General features: G+C 71.1%; 18 protein-coding genes and 1 pseudogene. 8 read left to right on the top strand and 11 right to left on the bottom strand.

What is annotated here, in order from left to right; all coding sequences use genetic code 11:
* Window positions 1-39: 39 nt before the first annotated feature.
* Both O1R50_RS04915 and O1R50_RS04910 read right to left on the bottom strand, forming a co-directional pair.
* On the bottom strand, window positions 40-1758 hold the full coding sequence (locus tag O1R50_RS04915; protein WP_270108773.1) for a cellulase family glycosylhydrolase: 1719 nt from the start codon (window positions 1756-1758) through the stop codon (window positions 40-42).
* Between the two features lie 198 nt (window positions 1759-1956).
* A complete protein-coding gene (locus tag O1R50_RS04910) occupies window positions 1957-2268 on the bottom strand; it encodes an ArsR/SmtB family transcription factor (RefSeq protein ID WP_270108771.1) in 312 nt (103 codons plus the stop codon).
* Window positions 2269-2385: 117 nt separating this feature from the next.
* On the opposite strand from O1R50_RS04910, the gene O1R50_RS04905 reads away from it, so the two are divergent.
* Window positions 2386-3543: an MFS transporter gene (locus O1R50_RS04905; RefSeq protein ID WP_270108770.1), complete on the top strand. Its 1158-nt coding sequence runs from the start codon at window positions 2386-2388 to the stop codon at window positions 3541-3543.
* 56 nt (window positions 3544-3599) lie between these two features.
* Window positions 3600-4085, top strand: a complete 486-nt coding sequence (locus O1R50_RS04900; RefSeq protein WP_270108768.1) for a MarR family winged helix-turn-helix transcriptional regulator — start codon at window positions 3600-3602, stop codon at window positions 4083-4085.
* Window positions 4086-4181: 96 nt separating this feature from the next.
* Here the strand turns inward: O1R50_RS04900 and O1R50_RS04895 are convergent, their stop codons facing one another.
* A complete protein-coding gene (locus O1R50_RS04895; protein WP_270108767.1) occupies window positions 4182-5288 on the bottom strand; it encodes an NAD(P)/FAD-dependent oxidoreductase in 1107 nt (368 codons plus the stop codon).
* A gap of 156 nt (window positions 5289-5444) precedes the next feature.
* On the opposite strand from O1R50_RS04895, the gene O1R50_RS04890 reads away from it, so the two are divergent.
* Window positions 5445-5897, top strand: coding sequence for a MarR family winged helix-turn-helix transcriptional regulator (locus tag O1R50_RS04890; RefSeq protein WP_270108766.1), 453 nt, complete (start codon window positions 5445-5447; stop codon window positions 5895-5897).
* The gene (locus O1R50_RS04885) at window positions 5894-6607 is read left to right on the top strand and encodes a hypothetical protein (RefSeq protein WP_270108765.1); all 714 of its coding nucleotides are present in this window, start codon (window positions 5894-5896) and stop codon (window positions 6605-6607) included. Before O1R50_RS04890 ends, O1R50_RS04885 begins: the two co-directional genes overlap by 4 nt.
* Here O1R50_RS04885 and O1R50_RS26280 read toward each other — a convergent pair.
* Window positions 6604-6774: an N-acetyltransferase gene (locus O1R50_RS26280; RefSeq protein ID WP_408612609.1), complete on the bottom strand. Its 171-nt coding sequence runs from the start codon at window positions 6772-6774 to the stop codon at window positions 6604-6606. The two genes, O1R50_RS04885 and O1R50_RS26280, sit on opposite strands and share 4 nt — an antisense overlap.
* Window positions 6775-6896: 122 nt before the next feature.
* Here O1R50_RS26280 and O1R50_RS04875 point away from each other — a divergent pair, with 122 nt between their 5' ends.
* Together O1R50_RS04875 and O1R50_RS04870 are read left to right on the top strand one after the other, a co-directional pair.
* Window positions 6897-7274 carry a MarR family winged helix-turn-helix transcriptional regulator gene (locus tag O1R50_RS04875; RefSeq protein ID WP_270108929.1) on the top strand — a complete coding sequence of 126 codons (378 nt, stop codon included), beginning with the start codon at window positions 6897-6899 and terminating at the stop codon, window positions 7272-7274.
* 34 nt (window positions 7275-7308) lie between these two features.
* Window positions 7309-7575: a hypothetical protein gene (locus O1R50_RS04870; protein ID WP_270108763.1), complete on the top strand. Its 267-nt coding sequence runs from the start codon at window positions 7309-7311 to the stop codon at window positions 7573-7575.
* Here O1R50_RS04870 and O1R50_RS04865 read toward each other — a convergent pair whose 3' ends face one another.
* The 5 genes from O1R50_RS04865 to O1R50_RS04845 form a co-directional block, all read right to left on the bottom strand.
* Window positions 7576-7998 (bottom strand): YkvA family protein, encoded by a 423-nt coding sequence (locus tag O1R50_RS04865; protein WP_270108762.1) that lies wholly within the window; start codon window positions 7996-7998, stop codon window positions 7576-7578.
* Between the two features lie 96 nt (window positions 7999-8094).
* Window positions 8095-8661, bottom strand: coding sequence for a GNAT family N-acetyltransferase (locus tag O1R50_RS04860; RefSeq protein WP_270108761.1), 567 nt, complete (start codon window positions 8659-8661; stop codon window positions 8095-8097).
* The gene (locus O1R50_RS04855) at window positions 8651-10144 is read right to left on the bottom strand and encodes an APC family permease (protein ID WP_270108760.1); all 1494 of its coding nucleotides are present in this window, start codon (window positions 10142-10144) and stop codon (window positions 8651-8653) included. The genes O1R50_RS04860 and O1R50_RS04855 overlap by 11 nt, the downstream gene beginning before the upstream one ends.
* A gap of 34 nt (window positions 10145-10178) precedes the next feature.
* The gene (locus tag O1R50_RS04850; protein ID WP_270108759.1) at window positions 10179-10868 is read right to left on the bottom strand and encodes a GPP34 family phosphoprotein; all 690 of its coding nucleotides are present in this window, start codon (window positions 10866-10868) and stop codon (window positions 10179-10181) included.
* 221 nt (window positions 10869-11089) lie between these two features.
* On the bottom strand, window positions 11090-13480 hold the full coding sequence (locus tag O1R50_RS04845) for an exo-alpha-sialidase (protein WP_270108758.1): 2391 nt from the start codon (window positions 13478-13480) through the stop codon (window positions 11090-11092).
* A gap of 291 nt (window positions 13481-13771) precedes the next feature.
* On the opposite strand from O1R50_RS04845, the gene O1R50_RS04840 reads away from it, so the two are divergent.
* Window positions 13772-15670, top strand: coding sequence for a glycoside hydrolase family 3 protein (locus O1R50_RS04840; RefSeq protein ID WP_270108757.1), 1899 nt, complete (start codon window positions 13772-13774; stop codon window positions 15668-15670).
* A gap of 3 nt (window positions 15671-15673) precedes the next feature.
* On the opposite strand, the gene O1R50_RS04835 is transcribed toward O1R50_RS04840, so the two are convergent.
* Both O1R50_RS04835 and O1R50_RS04830 read right to left on the bottom strand, forming a co-directional pair.
* On the bottom strand, window positions 15674-16243 hold the full coding sequence (locus tag O1R50_RS04835; protein ID WP_270108756.1) for a DinB family protein: 570 nt from the start codon (window positions 16241-16243) through the stop codon (window positions 15674-15676).
* Window positions 16244-16295: 52 nt separating this feature from the next.
* Window positions 16296-16586, bottom strand: coding sequence for a hypothetical protein (locus tag O1R50_RS04830; protein WP_270108755.1), 291 nt, complete (start codon window positions 16584-16586; stop codon window positions 16296-16298).
* A 198-nt stretch (window positions 16587-16784) separates the two neighbouring features.
* On the opposite strand from O1R50_RS04830, the pseudogene O1R50_RS04825 reads away from it, so the two are divergent.
* Window positions 16785-17705, top strand: a pseudogene (locus tag O1R50_RS04825) (erythromycin esterase family protein); the annotation flags it as partial.
* Between the last annotated feature and the right edge of the window lie 52 nt (window positions 17706-17757).

The raw sequence follows: 17757 nt of genomic DNA, 5'->3' as shown, positions 1-17757 counted from the left end.
GCCTCTGCTGGCAGGCGCCGTCGTCAGGAAACGCGAACCCTAAGCGGCACTGCCGGTCACGGTCGTGCCGGAACGCTCCAAGGTGTACTCGACGGTCGTTCCGCTCCAGAAGTGGAACGTGAGCTGGACGGTCGAGCCGTCGTTCATCGCGGCGAAGAACGCCTCGGGGATCACGATCCGCCCGGCCTCGTAATCGGGCTTGAACGCGGTCGCGAACTCCTTGTACGCCGTCCAGTCGTGCGGACCCGCGGCGGTCCCGTCCGGGTAGACGGCCTCCATCGTCGCGAGCTGGTCCCCGTTGAACGCCACCGGGATCGCCAGCTCGGTCGTGGTCCCGCTCGCGTCCTGCGCGACCGGGGCCGCCGAGGCGATCACGTGGAGCTTCCACGGCACGCCCGAGGAGAACCGGACTTCGAGCACGGCCTGCTCGCCCGTCCCGCCGTCGCCGGCGAGGCCCGCGAGGAGCTCGGCGCTCAACGTCAGGTTCTCGGTCTCGTCCACGGTGTAGTCGGTGCCTTCGGCGAGTTCGGTCTCGCCGTTCCAGACCCCTTCGAAGCCGAGCCCGTTCGAGTGCAGCGGGATCGTCTGCGCCGCAGGCGCTTCTCCCGCCGGAACGTACACGAGGTCCGTGTAGGCGGTGCCGGAGCGGCCCTCCCAGGCGCCCGCGACGTGCGCGAACAGCTCCGGGTCCTTCCAAGTGAAGCTCTCGCGGTCGAGGTGCTGGCCGTTGTCCCACCACATGGTGGTCAGGCCGACCTCGCCCGCGTAGTGGCCGAGGAACTCGAAGAACTTCAGCTTCTCGCCCTGCTCGACCACGCCGGTGTGCTTGTCGAAGCCGAGCAGGCCCCACTCGCCGAGGATGACCGGCACGCCCTTGTCGATGAACGTGGCCTTGACCCGGTCGAACGTGGAGACGATGTCCTCGCGCACCTCCTCGTTGAACCTGGTGTAGCCGGCGACGTTGACGCTGAAGGGCCAGTACCCGTAGTAGTGCACGGTGGCGGCGATCATCGGGTCGTCCAGGGCCGCGATGCTCTCGGCGGTCGCGTCGAGGCGGGCCTGGTCGCTGCTGGTGTGCAGGGTGGGGATGACGAGCAGCCGTTCGGCGTTCACGCCGCCCGAGCCGCGCACGATCGCGTGGAAGGAGTCGTTGAGCTCGTCCAGCAGCGCGTCGCCCTCCTCTTCGCTGACGTCGGCGAACTGCGGCTCGTTGATGTTCTCGAACACGAGTTCCGGCGGGGCGTCGACGAAGGCCTCGGCGATCTGGGTCCACGCCGCGTCGTAGCGCGCGAGGACCGCGTCGTGCTGCGTCGGCATCTGGTTGACCCATTGCCATGAGTCGTGGTGGACGTTGATGAGCACGTACAGGCCCTCGTCGAGCGCGAGGTCGACGACCTCCTGGACGCGGGACAGGTAGGCCGCGTCGATCGCGTACGGCGCCTCGGCCTCCTGGTGCGCGGACCAGGTGACGGGGATGCGGACCGAGTTGAAGCCTTGGGCCTCAATGTTGTCGAGCAGTTCAGCGGTGATGCGCGGGTTGCCCCAGGCGGTCTCGTCCTCGCCGACGGCGTCGAGCGAGTTGCCGAGGTTCCAGCCGGGCTGCATGGCCGCGACCGTCGCCTCCGCGCCGAGCTGCTCGGCGCCGCCCTCCTTCGGGGTCTCGGGTTCGGCGAAAGCGGTTCGCACGGTGAAGGCGGCGGCGACTGCCGCCGCCACCGCAACCAGCGCCGCTATGAGCCTGATCGGTTTGCGTCGCAAGGGTGATCACTCTTTCTGCGCGCCGCGGGAGGGCATGCCGGGTCGGCCTCCCGTGTAGGGCGCGTTCAATCGATTTGCCGGGATGATCCTGTATTGCGGGGTCGAAACACTGCGGCAAAGATTACCGGATCATTGGCGCATGTCAACCTTTTGATCGTCAGTAACAACAAAGAAACTGCTAGTCAGCGGCCGGTTACCTCAGTCATCGAGGGACTTCAGGACCGCGTCGAGGAGGCCGGGGAAGCGCTCGTCCAGGGCTTCGCGGTTGATGCGGATGTGCCGGTCGCGTCCATCCACTCTGGTCCTCGTCACGCCGGATTCGCGCAGCACCCGGTAGTGGTGGGACAAAGTGGACTTGTGTATCTCGATGTCCTCGCTGAGCAGGGTGCAGTTCCCCTCCCAGTCGTTCGAGAGGCGGCGGACGAGCTCGAGGCGGACCTCGTCGCTGAGCGCGTGCATGACCGCGCTCAGCCGGATGTCCTCGGTTGCGGGGTGAGGCAGCTCACGCATGGTCGTCACCTGGCCCTTCTCGTCGCCGCCAGGATAACGCACGTCAGACGGTTGCACAACTATCCAACCATCACTTAGTTTGATGGTCACCCAACCATCAAAATCGAAGGAAACCCCATGGACCGCAGGCTCATCCCCCTGGTCGCAGCCGCCTTCGCCGTCGGCACCGACGCCTTCGTCATCACCGCGCTCCTTCCCGCCATCGGCGCCGACCTCAACGTCACTCCCGCCGCCGCGGGCCAGCTCATCACGGTCTACGCCCTCACCTACGCCCTCGCCGCCCCCGTCCTCGGCGCCCTCACCGCCTCGCTCGACCGCCGCACGGTCCTGCTCGCCGCACTGGCGGTCTTCGCCGTCGGCAACGCCGCGTTCGCCGTCGCGGACGACTACGCGTTCGCCATCGCGGCGCGAGTCGTCACCGGGCTCGGCGCGGCCCTGATCACGCCGCAGGCGAGCGCCATCGCCGCCTCGATCGCCCCGCCCGAGAAGCGCGGCCGCTTCCTCGCCGTCGTCATGGGCGGCCTCACCGCCGCCACCGCGCTCGGGGTCCCGCTCGGCTCCCTGCTGGGCGCCGTCGACTGGCAGCTCACCCTGTGGGCGGTGGCGGGGCTCGGGGTCTTGGCCGCCGCCGGCATCGCCGCGCTGCTGCCGCCGCTGACGGCCCCCGCCGCCGGGCTGGCCGCGAGGCTGGCCCCGTTGCGCGACAAGGGGGTTCTCGGCATCGTCGCGACCACCGGCCTGGTCATGGCCGCGGGCTACGCGCTCTACACGTACTTCGGCGCGGCCGCCGAGGAGGCGACCGGGGGCTCGCAGGGCCTGCTCACACTGATGCTGCTGGCGCAGGGCATCGGCGCGGTCCTCGGCAACCAGCTGGCAGGGCGACTGACAGACCGCTTCGGCCCGGAGCGGCTCATGCTGGTCGTCCAGGCGGCCATGATCGGGCTGCTGGCCGCGGCGCCCCTGGCCTTCGCGGACCTGGTCGCCGGGACCGCGATGTCGTTCGTGTTCGGGGTGGTCGGATGGATGGCGATCGTGCCGCAGCAGCACCGGCTCATCTCTCGCCACCCGCAGTCGGCGATCGTCCTGATCGGATTGAACTCCTCGGCGCTGTACGGGGGCATCGCCCTCGGCGGCCTCGTCGGCGGCCTCAGCCTCAACTGGGTGCCGATCACGGCGCTCGGTCCGGTCGGCGCGGTCATCGGGGCCGCCGGCCTGGTGCTCACCATCGTGATGGTGCGCGGGAAGGCGGCCGCGCCGCAGCCCGCCGCGGGCTGAGCGGCGGTGGCCGACGACACCGGGCACCGGCCGTGGCCTGCGGGTAGGCTTGTTCCATGGAGGAGTCGCCAGGCGAGCCGTTGAGCATGGGCACCGCATTGGTGCGCACCGCGTTCATGGTCGACGCGGTGTACGCCGACTCGGTGCGCGAATTCGACCTCACCATGCAGCAGGCGCAGCTGCTGTGCGTCCTCATTCCCCGCCCGTTCGGGATGTTCGAACTCGCGAAGACCCTGGGCCTCGCGAAGTCGAGCATCTCCGGGCTGGTCGACCGCTGCGAGAAGCGCGGCCTGGTGCGCCGTGAATCCGACCCCGGCGACGGCCGCGCGTTCCGCGTCGCGCTCACCGACAAGGGCGCCCGGCTCGCCGAGGAGTTCCATGACGAGACCACGAAGCGGGTGGCCGAGCTCCCGCTCGGCCTCGGTGCCGCCGAGCAGGAGGTCCTGGTCGGCCTGCTCTCCCGGATGGTCGCCGACAACCACGTGCCGGTGGTCTTCACCGACTCGGGCTGCCCCTCCGAGCAGGACGGCACCGAGCGCTGAAGGCGCCCAACCGCTTCCAGGCAAGACGAAGCCCCCGCCTCAGGATTGAGGCGGGGGCCTTCCCGTTCCTGCGACGATCAGACGGAGCGGGGAGCCTTACTGGGCCGGGGCGAGCCGGAACGCGGCGTCGAAGTAGCCGGTCATGAGGTCGCGGCCCTTCCACTCGATGACCGATTCGATCGGCAGCTGCACCGGGCCGTCCTCGGAGGGCATCTGGCCGACGCCGAACTCGGGGCCGAGCGGCACGATCGCGACGCGCACGGGCGAGGGCTGGTACTCCTGCTCGGGGGCTTCGCCGTTGATCTGCGCGAGGATGTTGGCGGCCACCACCGCGGCGTGCTGTCCGGCCGCGGACGCCCGCTTCTCCTCGTTCATGTCGGTGAGGTCGCCGATCGCGTACACGTGCTCGTGTCCCTCTACATTGAGCTTCGGGGTGACGGGCAGCTGGCCGCGCCGGTTGAGCGGCGCGATGCCGTCCTTCAGGTAGCCGGAGTTGGTGGTCATCCCGAAGGCGCGGAACCAGATGTCGGCCTCGATCGGCTCGTTTTCCGCGGTGACCGCGACGGCCCCGGCGCGGCCGGGCTCGACGGCGGGCTCGTCGTCGAGGGTGACGCCGAGGCGCACCTCGATGCCGAGCTTCTCGAGCTGCGCGTGGAGTTCGGTGCGCAATGCGGCCTCGTAGCCGGGCATCAGCTCTTCGGCCGGGTCCACAATGGTGATCTGCTTCTCGGGCCAGACGGCCTTGATCTCGCCGGCCAGCTCCAGGCCCACCGGCCCGGCCCCGGCGATGAGCACGCGGGCGGCCCCGGCCAGCTCGGCGTGCGTCTCCTTGAAGTGCGCGAGGGCCTCTTCGGTCGAGTCGGTGCGGGTCTTGGCGGGGTACGGGTAGCCCGTGCCGGTGGCCAGCACGATGTAGTCGGCCTCGACGCGCTCGCCCGAAGCGAGCACGACACCCTTGTCATCCACACCGGACGCGTACTCGCGAAGGTGCTTGCCGCGCTTGAGGAACCCGTCGTACGGGTAGAACATGCGCTCGGCCCACTCCTCGGGCTGCGTCAGCGCCCGGAGCGATCCGGCGGCGTGGACGAAGGCGTCCTTGGGTTCGATCAGCACCACGTCGGCGTGCTCGTCCAGCGCCTTCACGAGTGCGGCGCCGCCGTACCCGCCGCCGACGACCGCCACGGTCTTCCCCTGCTGCGTCATGTCGTTCCCTTTCCGGAAATCTAGTTCGTACTACGAACCATAATAGTTCGTATTGCGAACTACAAGGCTTGAGTGCGGTGCGATGCCGTGACGCCGCTCACGCCTGATCAGCGCTCGACATTGACAGGTACCTGTCAAGCAAGTAGCCTCGTGGACGTGGAGCAGCTCAGTCCCCGCGGCCTCGCCGTGTCCGAACTCGCGATCGAGGTCTTCCGGGCCAACGGCGCCCTCATCGCCGCCGGCGACGCACTCGCCCGGCCCGCCGGGCTCACGAGCGCCCGCTGGCAGGTCATGGGCGTCATCGGCGACGCCCCGGCCACGGTCGCGGACATCGCCCGGACGATGGGGCTGCGCCGCCAGAGCGTCCAGCAGACCGCCGCCGCACTCGTCGCCGACGGCCTCGCGGCTTTCGGGGAGAACCCGCGCCACCGGCGCGCGCAACTCCTCGAACCCACCGCCGAAGGGCGACGCGCGCTGGCCGAAGTCGAACGCGCCCACGCCGAATGGTCCGACGCGCTGGCCGCGGCGCTCGACCCGTCCCAGATCGAGGCCGCCACGGCGGCCCTCCGTGCGCTGACCCGCGCGCTCGAACCGGAAGGAAGCCGATGAGCGGCGCGTACACCATCCCGTTGCTGCCCTGCAGGTCCATCGACGAGACCGCCGAGTTCTACCGGATGCTCGGCTTCCGCACGACCCACCACCAGACGCGGCCGAACCCGTACATCGTGATGGCGCGCGAGGACTGGCAGCTCCACTTCTTCGGCGTCGACGAACTCGACCCCGAGACGACTTACGGCACCTGCCTGGTCTTCGTGCCCGACACCGGCGTCCTGTGGGACGAGTTCGCCGCCGGGATGCGCGAAGTCCACGGCAAGGTCCTCGTCGCGGGGATACCGCGCGTGACCCGCCCGCGCAAACGCGCCAACACCGGCAACCGCGCCGGGTTCTCCCTGACCGACCCGAGCGGCAACGTCATCCGGATCTTCCCGCAGCAAGAGGACACTGCGGAACCTGAAGCGCCGCAGGGCAAGCTCGGCAAGACACTCGAGCGGGCGATCGTCTTCGGCGAAGCCAAGGGCGACACCGCCCAGGCGATCAAGCTCCTGGACTCGACGCTCGCGCGCAGCGGCGCCGAAGCCTCGAAACCCGAACGCCTCGACGCCCTCGTCTACCGCGCGGAGCTCGCGCTGCGCATGGGCGACAACGAGAAGGCCGCCGCGCTCCTCAAGGAGGTCGAGCGGGCCGAGCTCGACGAGGGCGAGCGCGAAGCCGCCGCAGGCGCGTTCGCGACGGCCGCGGAACTCGCGAAGCTGCTCTAACGCCGCCAGCGCAGGTGGAGATCGGGGAGGCGTTCCTCGTTGTCCGACCCGTCGCCGGAAGCGATCTCGCTGAAGCCATGGCGCGCATAGAAGGCGCGGGCGCCGGTGTTCTGCTCGAATACGCGGAGGTCGAGCTCGGGGCGCCGGCGCTTCGCCCGGGCGAGCAGTGCCTCACCGATGCCCCGACCCTGGTGCGCGGGCTCGTCGCCGAGGAGTATCGGAAGGCCTCTGACCTGGGCGACAGCGCGAGTGCGGCGCTGCTGACGCTCGAGGAGTCCCCGGATTGGCCGTGACGAGCCTCGGGCGCTACATCGGCTTGAGCCAGCCCGCCGCGTCCCGGATGGTGGACGGCCTGGTCCTGCGCGGGCTCGTGGAGCGCCGCGCCGGGGCGGGCCGCGCCGTGGCAGTGCACCTCACCGCCCAGGGCGAGCGCACGGCAGCCCGGTTGCTGGAGCACCGCAGGGAGGTCCTGCGGCCGCTCGTGGACGCGCTCGACCCGCAGGAACGCGTTGCGCTGGAAGCGCTCTTGGAGAAGCTGCTGCACGCCGTCTACGGGGAGAGCGGCCGGGCCGAGAGCCTGCCGGACGACGCCTTGGGGGCGTTGCTCTGCCGGCTGTGCGACCGCGCCGCGTGCGTTCGCGGAGGGGCGGCCTGCCCGGTCACTTAGGCCGGGGCACTCGCCATCGCCGAAGGGAGCAGCCATGCGTGACCGACCGCCGCAGCACCGCCCGTCGCGGCGCGCGCCCGGCGACCGGCGCAGCGGCCCTAGTGAGACGACTACCTGCTCGGCGTGCGGATGGACCGATGACGACGGGGGCGACGTCGTGTCCCGGCACCACACCTCTGAAGGCGTGATCGTCTGGACCCGATGCGTCTGCGGCGCCGTGCGGGCGCGCCGGCACCGGCTCGGTCCGGCCGAACCGGTCGCCGGCGCCGACCCTCCGCACGACTGGCGGCTGGGTCCGTAATCACTTGCGCGGCAATGGGAGTCCGGTGAGGCGGCACAAGACCGCGAAGCCGTCCGCGGTGCCGGGCCAGTGTCCGCGCACGGCCTCGATGCCCGCCCGGCGCACGACCGAGCGCAGCACGAGCGCCACGACGATCGCGTCGTCGGCGTACCCGAGGACGGGGATGAAGTCGGGGACCAGGTCGAAGGGCAATGCCAGGTAGGCGAACAGCAGGACGAGCAGGATGCGCACGCCGCGAGGCAGATCCGCGTCCGCCGCGAGGCGCCGCAGCAGCCGGAGCAGGTCCGGCAGTACGCGCAGCGCTTCGCGGAGCAGCGGCCCGCGCGGACCGGCGACCGCCAAGGCGATGACGAGCGCGATCCAGATCAGCGCCAAGCCGCCGACGACCGCCAGCAGCAGGTCCAGCCACCACCGGCCGGTCATCGCGTGCGCCTTCGTGCGGCGAGCGGGCGGCCGGGCCATCGGTGCTGCATAGCTTGCAACCTTAGAGCCGCGCCCGCCCGCTCGTCCACGCTCGTGTCATCCGATGGGCGTGGGCCGCCACATCGGGTAGAGCGGCGGCCCGCCCTCGCCGATCCGGAACGGTTCGCCGTGCGACCGGTAGCCCAGGGACGCATACAGGTTCGCGGTCTGCAGCGAGACCGCCTCCAGGTACGCGGGGGTGCCGGTCGCGTCGAGCCGCTCGTGGTGGCGGCGGAGCATGTCGCTCGCGATGCCGCGCCCGCGCGCGTCTGCGCGGACGCCCACGAGCGCCACGTAGTTGTGCGGCTCGGCGGGATGGTGCTCGTCCATGATCCGGTCGAGCTCCGCGAACCCTTCGTAGTGCTTCCCGCAGGCCTCGCGCAGGCGCTCTTCGTATCCGGGGATCGGCGCCTCGTCCTTCGTGCGGTCGAACCAGACGACCGCGCCTTCGGTCCCGGAGGTGACGACGCCGCCGTGGGCGAGCGCGTGCTCCACCAGGATCTCGAACTGGCCCTGCACGGCCGCAAGGCGTTCGGCCGGGTCCCCGACGAGCCAGACCGCGGTCGGCACTTCCACGAAGGCCTCGGCGAGCAGGCCCGCGACGTGCACGGTCCTAGCGGCCACCGGCCACCCCCACCGGTTCGGACGCCTCGGTCACGAGCGCGGCCTTCGCGCCGTGGCCGATCCCGGCGTACACCTCCGGGCGGCCCCGTTTCAGGTACGCGCCCCAGGCCGCGCCGAGGACCGCCAAGCCCGCGAACAGGATCGGGACGAGCACCGGCAGCGTCGATCCCTTCTCGACACCCAGCAAGGTGTGGAAGTGCAGGACCGACAGGTACAGCACCCACAGGAGCGCGACGACCGCGAGCACTGGCGCGATCCTGGTGGCCCACAGGGATTCGCCGCGCCGGTCGCGCGCGAAGTACACGACGACCGCGATGGCGCACGTGGCGATCAGGGCGAGCAGGCCGATCCCCGCCGAGGTGCTCATGTAGAAGAACAGGTGCACGAGCGGGTCGAGGCCCAGGACCGCCCAGGCGATGATCACCACGCCGCTGACGACGGTCTGCGTGAGCGAGGCGGCCGCGGGGGATGAGGTCCGCGGTGAGGTGCGTCCCAGCCAGGCGGGCGCGACGCGCTCGCGGCCGAGCGCGAACAGGTAGCGCGCGGTCGTGTTGTGGAAGCTCAAGGCGGCGGCGGTGACCGAGGTCAGCAGCAGCACCTCGCCGATGATCGCCCACGGGGCGCCGAGCTGGTCACCGGCAAGGGTGAACATGAGCGACGGGTCCGCGATCGCGGCGTCCACGACGTCGTCCGCGCCGACGGCGGCGATGATCGACCACGACGAGGCGATGTAGATGAACGCGAGAATGCCGACGGTGGCGAGGGTGGCCCGCGCGACCGTGCGGCGCCGGTCCTTCGCCTCCTCGCCGTAGACGGTGGGCGACTCGAAGCCGATGAAGCCGGTGACCGCCAGCGCCAGCATCGCCCCGGCCGCCTCGCCGCCGAGCGTGGACGGCGACATCGCCGCGAGCGGGACGCCGTCGGCGGCGTTGGCGAAGTTCGAGACGCTGAACAGCAGGATAACGGCGATCTCCACGGCCAGGAGGATCGCCAGCACCTTCGCGTTGATGTCGACCGCGCGCGTGCCCAGGAGTCCGATGAGGAGCCACGCGACGAGCGCGCAGGCCCACCACGGCGCGTCCAGGCCTATGCGGGCCAGCACGCTCTCCGCCGTGAGCCCGAGCAGGCCGTAGAGGCTGATCTGCATGGCGCAGTAGGCGGTCGCCGCGACCCACGCGGCCGCGACCCCGGGAATGCGGCCGATGCCGCGTGCGACGAACGCGTAGAACGCGCCTGCGTTCGTGATGTGCCGCGACATCGTGGTGTAGCCGACGCTGAAGAGCCACAGGCAGGCGGCGACGATGAGGTACCCCAGGGGGATGCCGATCTGCCCGGCGAGGGCGAACATGACGACGACGCCGCCCGCGATCACCGTCAACGGCGTCGCGGCGGTGAGGGAGAAGTGGAGGAGGCTGAAGGTGCCGAGTTTGTCGCGGGCCAGGACGGCCTGCACCGCGCTCGGCGGCGAGGACGGAGTGGGCATGGGGGCGGGACTCCTTCTTCCGGTGACGGGTGTGTCAGCGGCCGCCGGTGATGGCGATGTCCGCCACCGAAGCGGCCAGGTGCGCCAGGACGGCGCGCAGCGCGGCGGGCAGCGCCTGCCTGCGCTTTCCGGCGTACACGCGTGCGCCGGAAGGCAACTGGTGGTAGAGCGGCTTGGAGAGGCCGACCGCCTCGGTGAGCGCCAGCAGGAAGGCGTCCTCCACCGAGATCGATCCCTCCGAAAGGGACAGATGGCGGCGCAGCCGCGAGAACACGGCGTTCGCGATGAGCGGGTCGCTCGGCTCGTAGCCGACCTCCACCCGCTGGCGCCACCGCGAGCGGTACTCGCGGCGGACCATGAAGCCGAGCATGGCCATGTGCTCGGCGGTCTTCGTGTAGACGTCGGAGGCGGAGAGGAAGTCGAGCCAGTCGCGCACCGGGAGGCTGGCGTGCTCGGCGCGGACGTGCTCGACCAGCCACAGCGCCAGGGAGTCGTCCGGCGGCCGGTACCCCTCGCCCGTGCCTCCCATAGGGTCGATGCACACCCGATCGACTCCCTTTGCGGCCCAGACGGTCAGATGCTGCGACAGCACCAGCTCCGCCAGCAGCGCCGCGCCGATGCCGAGCCCCGTCACACGAGGACCGGTGGCGGGCTTGTAGGCATCGTCGAGCGAGGTGATCAGGAGGGCGTCGTAGACCAGACGAGTGGAGGGCACGTCGGGCACCAGGGGTGGTCCTTCCTATACAAGGCGATTCATGCGATCACCTTACCGGTGCCGATCAGGCGTTCGTACTGGGCATTACCGACAGTTCATGCCAGCCAACCGCATTCTCCGTGGAAGCGTGCCCGCGCATGACAAAGCGCCGGCCGCGGGACCGAACGGTTGGTCCCGCGACCGGCGCAGTCGCTCCCCAGAGCGTCTCAAGGGCCGCCGTCAGGCGGCCGTCAGTCCGCGATGTCGCCGTAGATCAAGCCGCGACCGTTCGTCGCGATGTAGACGCGGCCGTACACCTCCGGGTCGCCCGTGATGGACTTCCCGGTCCAAGCCCATTGGTGCGCATCGTCATTCACGCGCTGCCAGCTCAGCCCTTCATCGGTGGAACGCCAGATGCCGCGCTGGCCGCCCGCCTTCGCCGACGTGAAGATCGCCGGATAGCCGCGCCGCCCGCGTCCCTTGCCGAACCCGACCGCGTCGGCCTCTTCGAAGTCCCGGATCCGCGACCAGGTCGCACCGCCGTCCTTCGAACGCCACATCCCGTACAGCGGGTCGACCACGTCGGGGTCGTTGCCCCCGGCCAGCCACAGGTGCCCGCGCTTGCCCGGCGCCGCCCGGAAATCCACGTCGCCGGTCGGCGGCAGGCCCGACGCGCCGGTCTCGGCGAAGCTCAGCCCGCCGTTCCCGCTCGCGTAGAACTTCCCGGAAGCATAGGCGTACAAGCGGTTCGGGTCGACACGGTCGGCGCGCACCTTCGCGCCCGCGGGCAGCCCGTCCACCGTCGTCCACGTCTGGCCGAGATCGGAACTGGACACCGGCGCGGTCGTCCCGTCGCCCGGCGTCCACACGATCACCGCGCCGTCCGCGCTCACCGCGACCGTGCCGCCGTTCGCCCCTCCCGCAACGCCTTCGAGGCGCTTCGTCGTCAGCCAGGTCGCGCCGCGGTCCGTCGAGACGCCCACGTGCCCGTCGACGTCGCCGTGCACGTCACCGGAGCCGACCACGATGTCCGGGTTCAGCGCCGCGAAGTCCACGCTCCGCCCCGACGACCAGTCCGGGTGGCGGATCTGCTCGCCCGCGCGCCCCAAGTCGTCCTGCACGAACCCGCCGAGGTCCCCGGTCGCCGACACCAGCGTGCCGCCGAGCGCCGCGATGTCCTGCACCGCAGTCTCTTCCACGCCGTCCGCGCGCACCGCCACGGTGAACTGCTCCACCGGCAGCGCCACCTGGTGCCCGGCCTCGGCGTCCCAGCCCACGAGCGGGCCCTGCGCGTCCCAGGCCGTCAGCTGCTCCGTGCCCCAGATCGTGGCGCCCGTGCCCCACATGATCCGGTCCGAGTTGTGCGGGTCGATCGCCAGCGCGTCGATCATCCAGCCGTGCTTGACCGCGTACGCCGGGCCGTCGTCGGCGGCGCCGAACGACAGCCACTCGCTGCCCGAAGCGTCCATTTTGAACCGGTCGACCCGCTCGGGCGGCCACGACCAGTTCGCGTCGAACGCGTAGTCCCAGCTGGTCTCCCAGGTCGCGCCCGAATCCCTGGAGCGGTAGATGATCTCGTCCGGATACCAGTTGTTCTGCGTGGCGGCCATGAGGGTGCCGGGGCGCTGGCGGTCGACGGTGATCCCGCCGAAGCCGGGGGTCTTGCCGACCGGGCTGTAGGTCGGGGTCACGTCGGCCCAGCCGCCCGTGGCGAGGTCGAGGCGCCAGATCGCGCCGCCCTTGCCGGAGGCCGGGGCGCCGTTGTAGGGTCCGGGATCCCAGCTGGTGACGATGAAGAGGTGGCCGTTGGCGTGGTCGATCGCGGCCTGCTTGGGGATGGTCCGGTTGCCGTCCACGGAGCCGATCGCGGCGGCGCCGGGGACGGGCTGCCAGGTCTGGCCCCGGTCCTCGGAGACGTAGAGCGGGTCGTCCGGGTCGGCGACGCCGACGAAGATGCGGCCGTCGGCCTGGTCGAACTCGATCCAGATGACGCCCTGGTTGTCGTCGGAGTAGTCGCTGCCGGGGTCCTGCACGAAGTCGCCCGCGTTCGGGAACGCCTCGACCTTCGCCCAGGTGCGGCCGTGGTCGGTGGAGCGCCACAGGCCGTTGCCGTTGGGGGCGCCCAGGTAGACGACGGCGTTGTCGGCCGGGTCGACGGCGAGGCGTTCGCCCATGCCGCGGCCCGGCATGTTGCCGCCCTGCTTGAAGGGGAGCTCGGCGACGCCCCACGTGGCGCCGCGGTCGTCGGAGTAGAGGACCGCGCCGGGGTTGGGGTCCCAGTCGTTGGTGTAGGTCCCGACCGCGGCGTAGACGCGGTCGGTCTCGACGGGGTCGGTGGCGACGGAGACGACGCCGGTCCAGCCCCAGTTGTCGAAGCCGACCCAGTCGAGGAGCGGTAGCCAGGCCTGGGTGGCCTCCTGCCAGCGGTAGAGGCCGCCGATGTCGGTGCGGGCGTAAGCGAGGTCGGCCTCGGTCTCGTTGAAGACGATGCCGGGGACGTAGCCGCCGCCGTTGACCACGGCATTGCGCCAGGTGTAGGCGTCCTCGCAGCGGCCGGAGGTCTTGGCGGCCGCGATGCCGGGCACGGCGGTGGCGGCCACGGCGGCGGCGCCGAGGGAAGCGGCGAATGTGCGTCGTCGCACGGGTGCTCCTAGGGGGCAGAGGGACGTGAGGGTTCGGCCCCCGGAAGGGCCGTGCAGGGTTAGTTTGGAGACCCAACATAACAGGGCGCGGTGACGCTGGCAAGCACGCGGCGAAAGCGACTCCTCCTCGCCCGGCGGTACATGACATGTGCCATGTGATGCACTACCGCGCTCCCGGGGCGTCGAACGCGAAGGCTCGCCAGCTCGACCTGGACATGGGAGCGCTCTTCCGCTAGAGTCGAACCAGGTTGGGGCCCTAGTCGATCGCTCACCCCTCAAGGAGCCCGCCCCATGGGCGCACACCTGCCCCCAGCCCTCCGCCGCCCGGCCGTCCTCTGGACCGCCCTGATCGCCGCGCTGGCCGCCGCCGTGATCACCGTGCTCGTGGTCGTCCCCGGCGACGACACCGGCGAGGCCTCCTACCTCGACCCCGACGCGCCGATCGCCGACCGCGTCGCCGACCTCCTCGGCCGCATGACGATCGAGGAGAAGGTCGGCCAGATGACGCAGGTCGCGGTGCCCGCCATCGAGGGCGTCCCGGCGGACATCGGCGATCTCGGCATCGGCTCGCTCCTCAACGGCGGCTCGGACGCCCTCCGCGACACCCCGGAGGCCTGGGCCGAGATGATCGACGGCTTCCAAAGCGAGGCGATGGGATCGCGCCTTCGCATCCCGCTCATGTACGGCATCGACGCCGTCCATGGCAACGGCGCGCTCCCCGGCGCCGTGATCTTCCCGCACAACATCGGCCTCGGCGCGGCCCACGACCCCGCCCTCGCCGCGGAGGCCGCCGCGATCACCGCCGCCGAGACCCGCGCGACCGGCGTGCACTGGACCTTCGCGCCGTGCGTGTGCGTCGCCCGCGACAGCCGCTGGGGCCGCACCTACGAGTCGTTCGGCGAGGACCCGGGCCTGGCCGTCGAGTACGCCGGGCCCGTCGTGGAGGGCTACCAGGGCGAGGACCTGGCCGCGAACGGCAGCGTCCTGGCCACCGCCAAGCACTACGCGGGCGACGGCGGCACCGCCCTCGGCTCCTCGACCACGGACGACTACCTCCTCGACCAGGGCGTCACCACCCTCACCGAGGAGGAACTGCGCTCGATCCACTTGGCGCCCTTCAAAGCCGCCGTGGACGCGGGCGTCGGCTCCGTCATGGTCTCGTTCTCCTCGACCGACCTCGGGGACGGACCGCTGAAGACCCACGGCGACGCTTACCTCGTCAACGAGGTCCTCAAGGGAGAGCTCGGCTTCGACGGCTTCGTCGTCTCCGACTGGCAAGGCGTGGACCAGGTCAGCGAGGACTACGCCGAGGCCGTGCGCACCTCGATCAACGCCGGGGTCGACATGGTCATGGTGCCGTTCGAGTACCGCCGCTTCATCGACACGCTGCTGGCCGAAGTGGACTCCGGCGGCATCGGCGAGGAGCGGATCGACGACGCCGTCTCCCGCATCCTCACGCAGAAATTCGCCCTCGGCCTGTTCGAGCAGCCCTACGCGGACACCGCAGGCGCGGCCGAGATCGGCTCGGCCGAGCACCGCGAGGCCGCCCGCCGGGCCGCCGCCGCTTCGCAGACGCTGCTGCGCAACGACGACGGCCTGCTGCCGCTCGCCGGCGACGAGTCGATCTACCTGGCCGGCTCCGGCGCCGACTCGCTCGGCCGCCAGATGGGCGGCTGGACCGCGTCCTGGCAGGGCTCCGTGGAAGCGGTCACCGAGGGCACCAGCATCCGCGCGGGTCTCGAAGCCGTCGCACCCGACGCGGCGATCGCCTACAGCGAGACCGCGTCCGAGCCGATCGGCGACGCCGACGTCGGCATCGTCGTGGTCGCGGAGGACCCGTACGCCGAGGGCATCGGCGACGCGGGCGCGGGGGCGCACGACATGCGGGTGTCCGAAGCGGACGCCGCCGCGATCGACACCGTCTGCGCCGCAGTCGCGTGCGTCGTCATCGTCGTCTCCGGCCGCCCGATCGAGATCACCTCTCACCTCGCCGAGGTCGACGCGCTCGTCGCGGCCTGGCTGCCCGGCAGCGAAGGCACCGGAGTCGCCGACCCGCTGTTCGGCGAGACGCCCTACGGCGGCCGCCTGCCGGTCACCTGGCCCCGCTCGAACGACCAGGAGCCGATGAACGTCGGCGACGCCGCCTACGACCCGCTGTACCCCTTCGGCTTCGGCCTCCAGACCGCGTGAACCTCAGCGCTCGCCGAAGCCCTTGGCGCGGTACAGATCGCGGAGGAGGCAGATCTCCGCGCCGTGGGCCATCACCTCGCGGTTGAGGTGGAGGACGAGGGCCGCCATCGAGTCCTCGGCGAACCAGGCGCCTTTGGGTCCGAGCGGGCGTTCGATCGCCTCGGCGTCGAGCGCCCGCACGCCCGCGCACCAGTGCGCGTACGAATCCTCGAGCATGGCGATCGCGTCGGCGGCCGTGGCGGGCAGCGGATCGGGCCAGAGCCTCAGGTCCCACATGTTCGCGTCCTCAAGGCCCTCATGGGGTCCGAAGAACGCGCGGGCGCGGACGCCGAGCACCTCGCGCCCGATGTGGACCATCCGCCACGCGATCGTGGTCACCGGCGGCGGCTCGGGGGCGGGCTCGGTGAACTCGAACTCGCGGGCGCCGTCGGCGCCGGGCCGGAGGCTCCAGCAGCCGTCGACCGGCTCCCACAGGTACTCGTCGTCGGTCAGCCCCTCCAGCCGGGGCCGCAGATGGAAGTCCCAGTAGAACTCGAGCTGTCCGAGGATCGCCTCAGGCCATTGCACCGTCATGCCACGACCCTAGGGGACAGGACCGACAAAGGCGGCGACTCGCGGCGCCACGTCAGCGGGGCGCGCCTGCACGCCTCGGACGCAACGTGAACCAGAGCGCGATGCCCGCGACCGGGCCGCAGATGAGGGCCGGCGCGAACCAGGCGTTGAACCGCCGCATCTCCCGCTCGGCGAGTTCGGCACAGGTGCGACCCGAATCCGCGCCCTCCGAGGGTGCGTACTCGAAGCACGACAGCGAAGTCTCGTCAGCCCACAACCACGCCAGTACGGCGACCCACGCCGCGGTCAAGACCGCCAACGCGAGCAAGCGGACCGCCCCGGGCCGCCGCTGCATCGCATTCATGGCGCCACGGTATCGAGGCCGGGCCCGCCGGCTCGAATCGCCCGGAGCGAAGCGGGACGACCGGGAGGGCAGAGGACCGGCAACGGGCTCGACCGGAGCCATGCCCACGTTGCACCCACGATTGAGACTCCGGAGTCGCCGATCGAGCGCGAACCCATTGCAAGTCTCAACCGAACTTTCAAGGATAGGTTCGAGGCCATGACTCAGGACATTCGCGATTTCGTCAACGACTCACACGACCTCGTGGCCCTCGGCGAACCCGACCATCGGGAGCCCGCGTTCGGGGAGATCCGCAACGAGCTGTTCGCCCAACTCGCCGACCGCGGTTTCCGGTCGTTCGCCCTCGAATCCGACCGGCTCGCCGCTCTCGCCGTCAACGCCTTCGTCCAACATGGAGTCGGAACGCTCGATGCGGCCGTGGCCCAGGGATTCTCACACGGCTTCGGAGCGTTCCCCGCCAACCGGGCGCTCGTCGCCTGGATGCGCGAGTACAACTCCGGTCGGCGCCCCGAGGACCGCCTCGCCTTCCACGGCATCGACGCGCCGTTCGAGTTCACCGCCGAGAGCCCCCGCCGCTATCTCGAGCACGCCATCGACTACCTGGGGCTCGACCTCGACGTCCGCGGCCTCGCGGGCGACGATGACCGCTGGGCCGGCATGGACGCCGTCACCGACCCGGCTCGATCACCTGGCGACACACCGGAGGCCGCGAGGCTCTGCGCGATCGCCGACGACCTGCTCACCGAGCTCTACGTGCGCGCTCCCGAACTCGTCCCGGGGAAGTCGCGGGCCGACTGGGACCGCGCCCGCGTCCACGTGACCACGGCGCTCGGCCTGCTGCGCTATCACCGCGAGGCGGCGCGGCCCGGTGCGGATGCCGACCGGTGGAGCCGCCTCGGCGCCGTCCGCGACGCGGTCATGGCCCAGAACGTGCTCGACATCCGGGCCCTCGAAGCCGACCGCGGGCCGACGTTCCTTTCCGGACACAACCTCCACCTTCAGCGGAACTTGAGCCGGATGTCCATGGGCGGCATGGACCTCGCCTGGTACGGCACCGGCGCGATCCTCGCGTCGCTGCTCGGCGACCGGTACGCCTGCATCGTCGGCAGCCTCGGCCGAAGCGAGGGCATCGGGGTGCCCGCGCCCGACCCGGACACGCACGAGGGCGGGC

It is taken from the genome of Glycomyces luteolus (assembly GCF_027622875.1).
In the GTDB taxonomy this organism is placed as follows: domain Bacteria; phylum Actinomycetota; class Actinomycetes; order Mycobacteriales; family Micromonosporaceae; genus Glycomyces; species Glycomyces luteolus.
The sequence above is the reverse complement of the archived record's forward strand: the minus strand, read 5'-3'. Positions and strand labels throughout refer to the sequence as shown.

Bases quoted from the DNA above. Each gene is read 5' to 3' on its own strand.
- O1R50_RS04910 (WP_270108771.1), bottom strand. From the start codon at position 2,268: ATGCGTGAGCTGCCTCACCCCGCAACCGAGGACATCCGGCTGAGCGCG.
- O1R50_RS04905 (WP_270108770.1), top strand. From the start codon at position 2,386: ATGGACCGCAGGCTCATCCCCCTGGTCGCAGCCGCCTTCGCCGTCGGC.
- O1R50_RS04900 (WP_270108768.1), top strand. From the start codon at position 3,600: ATGGAGGAGTCGCCAGGCGAGCCGTTGAGCATGGGCACCGCATTGGTG.
- O1R50_RS04895 (WP_270108767.1), bottom strand. From the start codon at position 5,288: ATGACGCAGCAGGGGAAGACCGTGGCGGTCGTCGGCGGCGGGTACGGC.
- O1R50_RS04885 (WP_270108765.1), top strand. From the start codon at position 5,894: ATGAGCGGCGCGTACACCATCCCGTTGCTGCCCTGCAGGTCCATCGAC.
- O1R50_RS04870 (WP_270108763.1), top strand. From the start codon at position 7,309: ATGCGTGACCGACCGCCGCAGCACCGCCCGTCGCGGCGCGCGCCCGGC.
- O1R50_RS04865 (WP_270108762.1), bottom strand. From the start codon at position 7,998: ATGACCGGCCGGTGGTGGCTGGACCTGCTGCTGGCGGTCGTCGGCGGC.
- O1R50_RS04855 (WP_270108760.1), bottom strand. From the start codon at position 10,144: ATGCCCACTCCGTCCTCGCCGCCGAGCGCGGTGCAGGCCGTCCTGGCC.
- O1R50_RS04840 (WP_270108757.1), top strand. From the start codon at position 13,772: ATGGGCGCACACCTGCCCCCAGCCCTCCGCCGCCCGGCCGTCCTCTGG.
- O1R50_RS04835 (WP_270108756.1), bottom strand. From the start codon at position 16,243: ATGACGGTGCAATGGCCTGAGGCGATCCTCGGACAGCTCGAGTTCTAC.
- O1R50_RS04830 (WP_270108755.1), bottom strand. From the start codon at position 16,586: ATGAATGCGATGCAGCGGCGGCCCGGGGCGGTCCGCTTGCTCGCGTTG.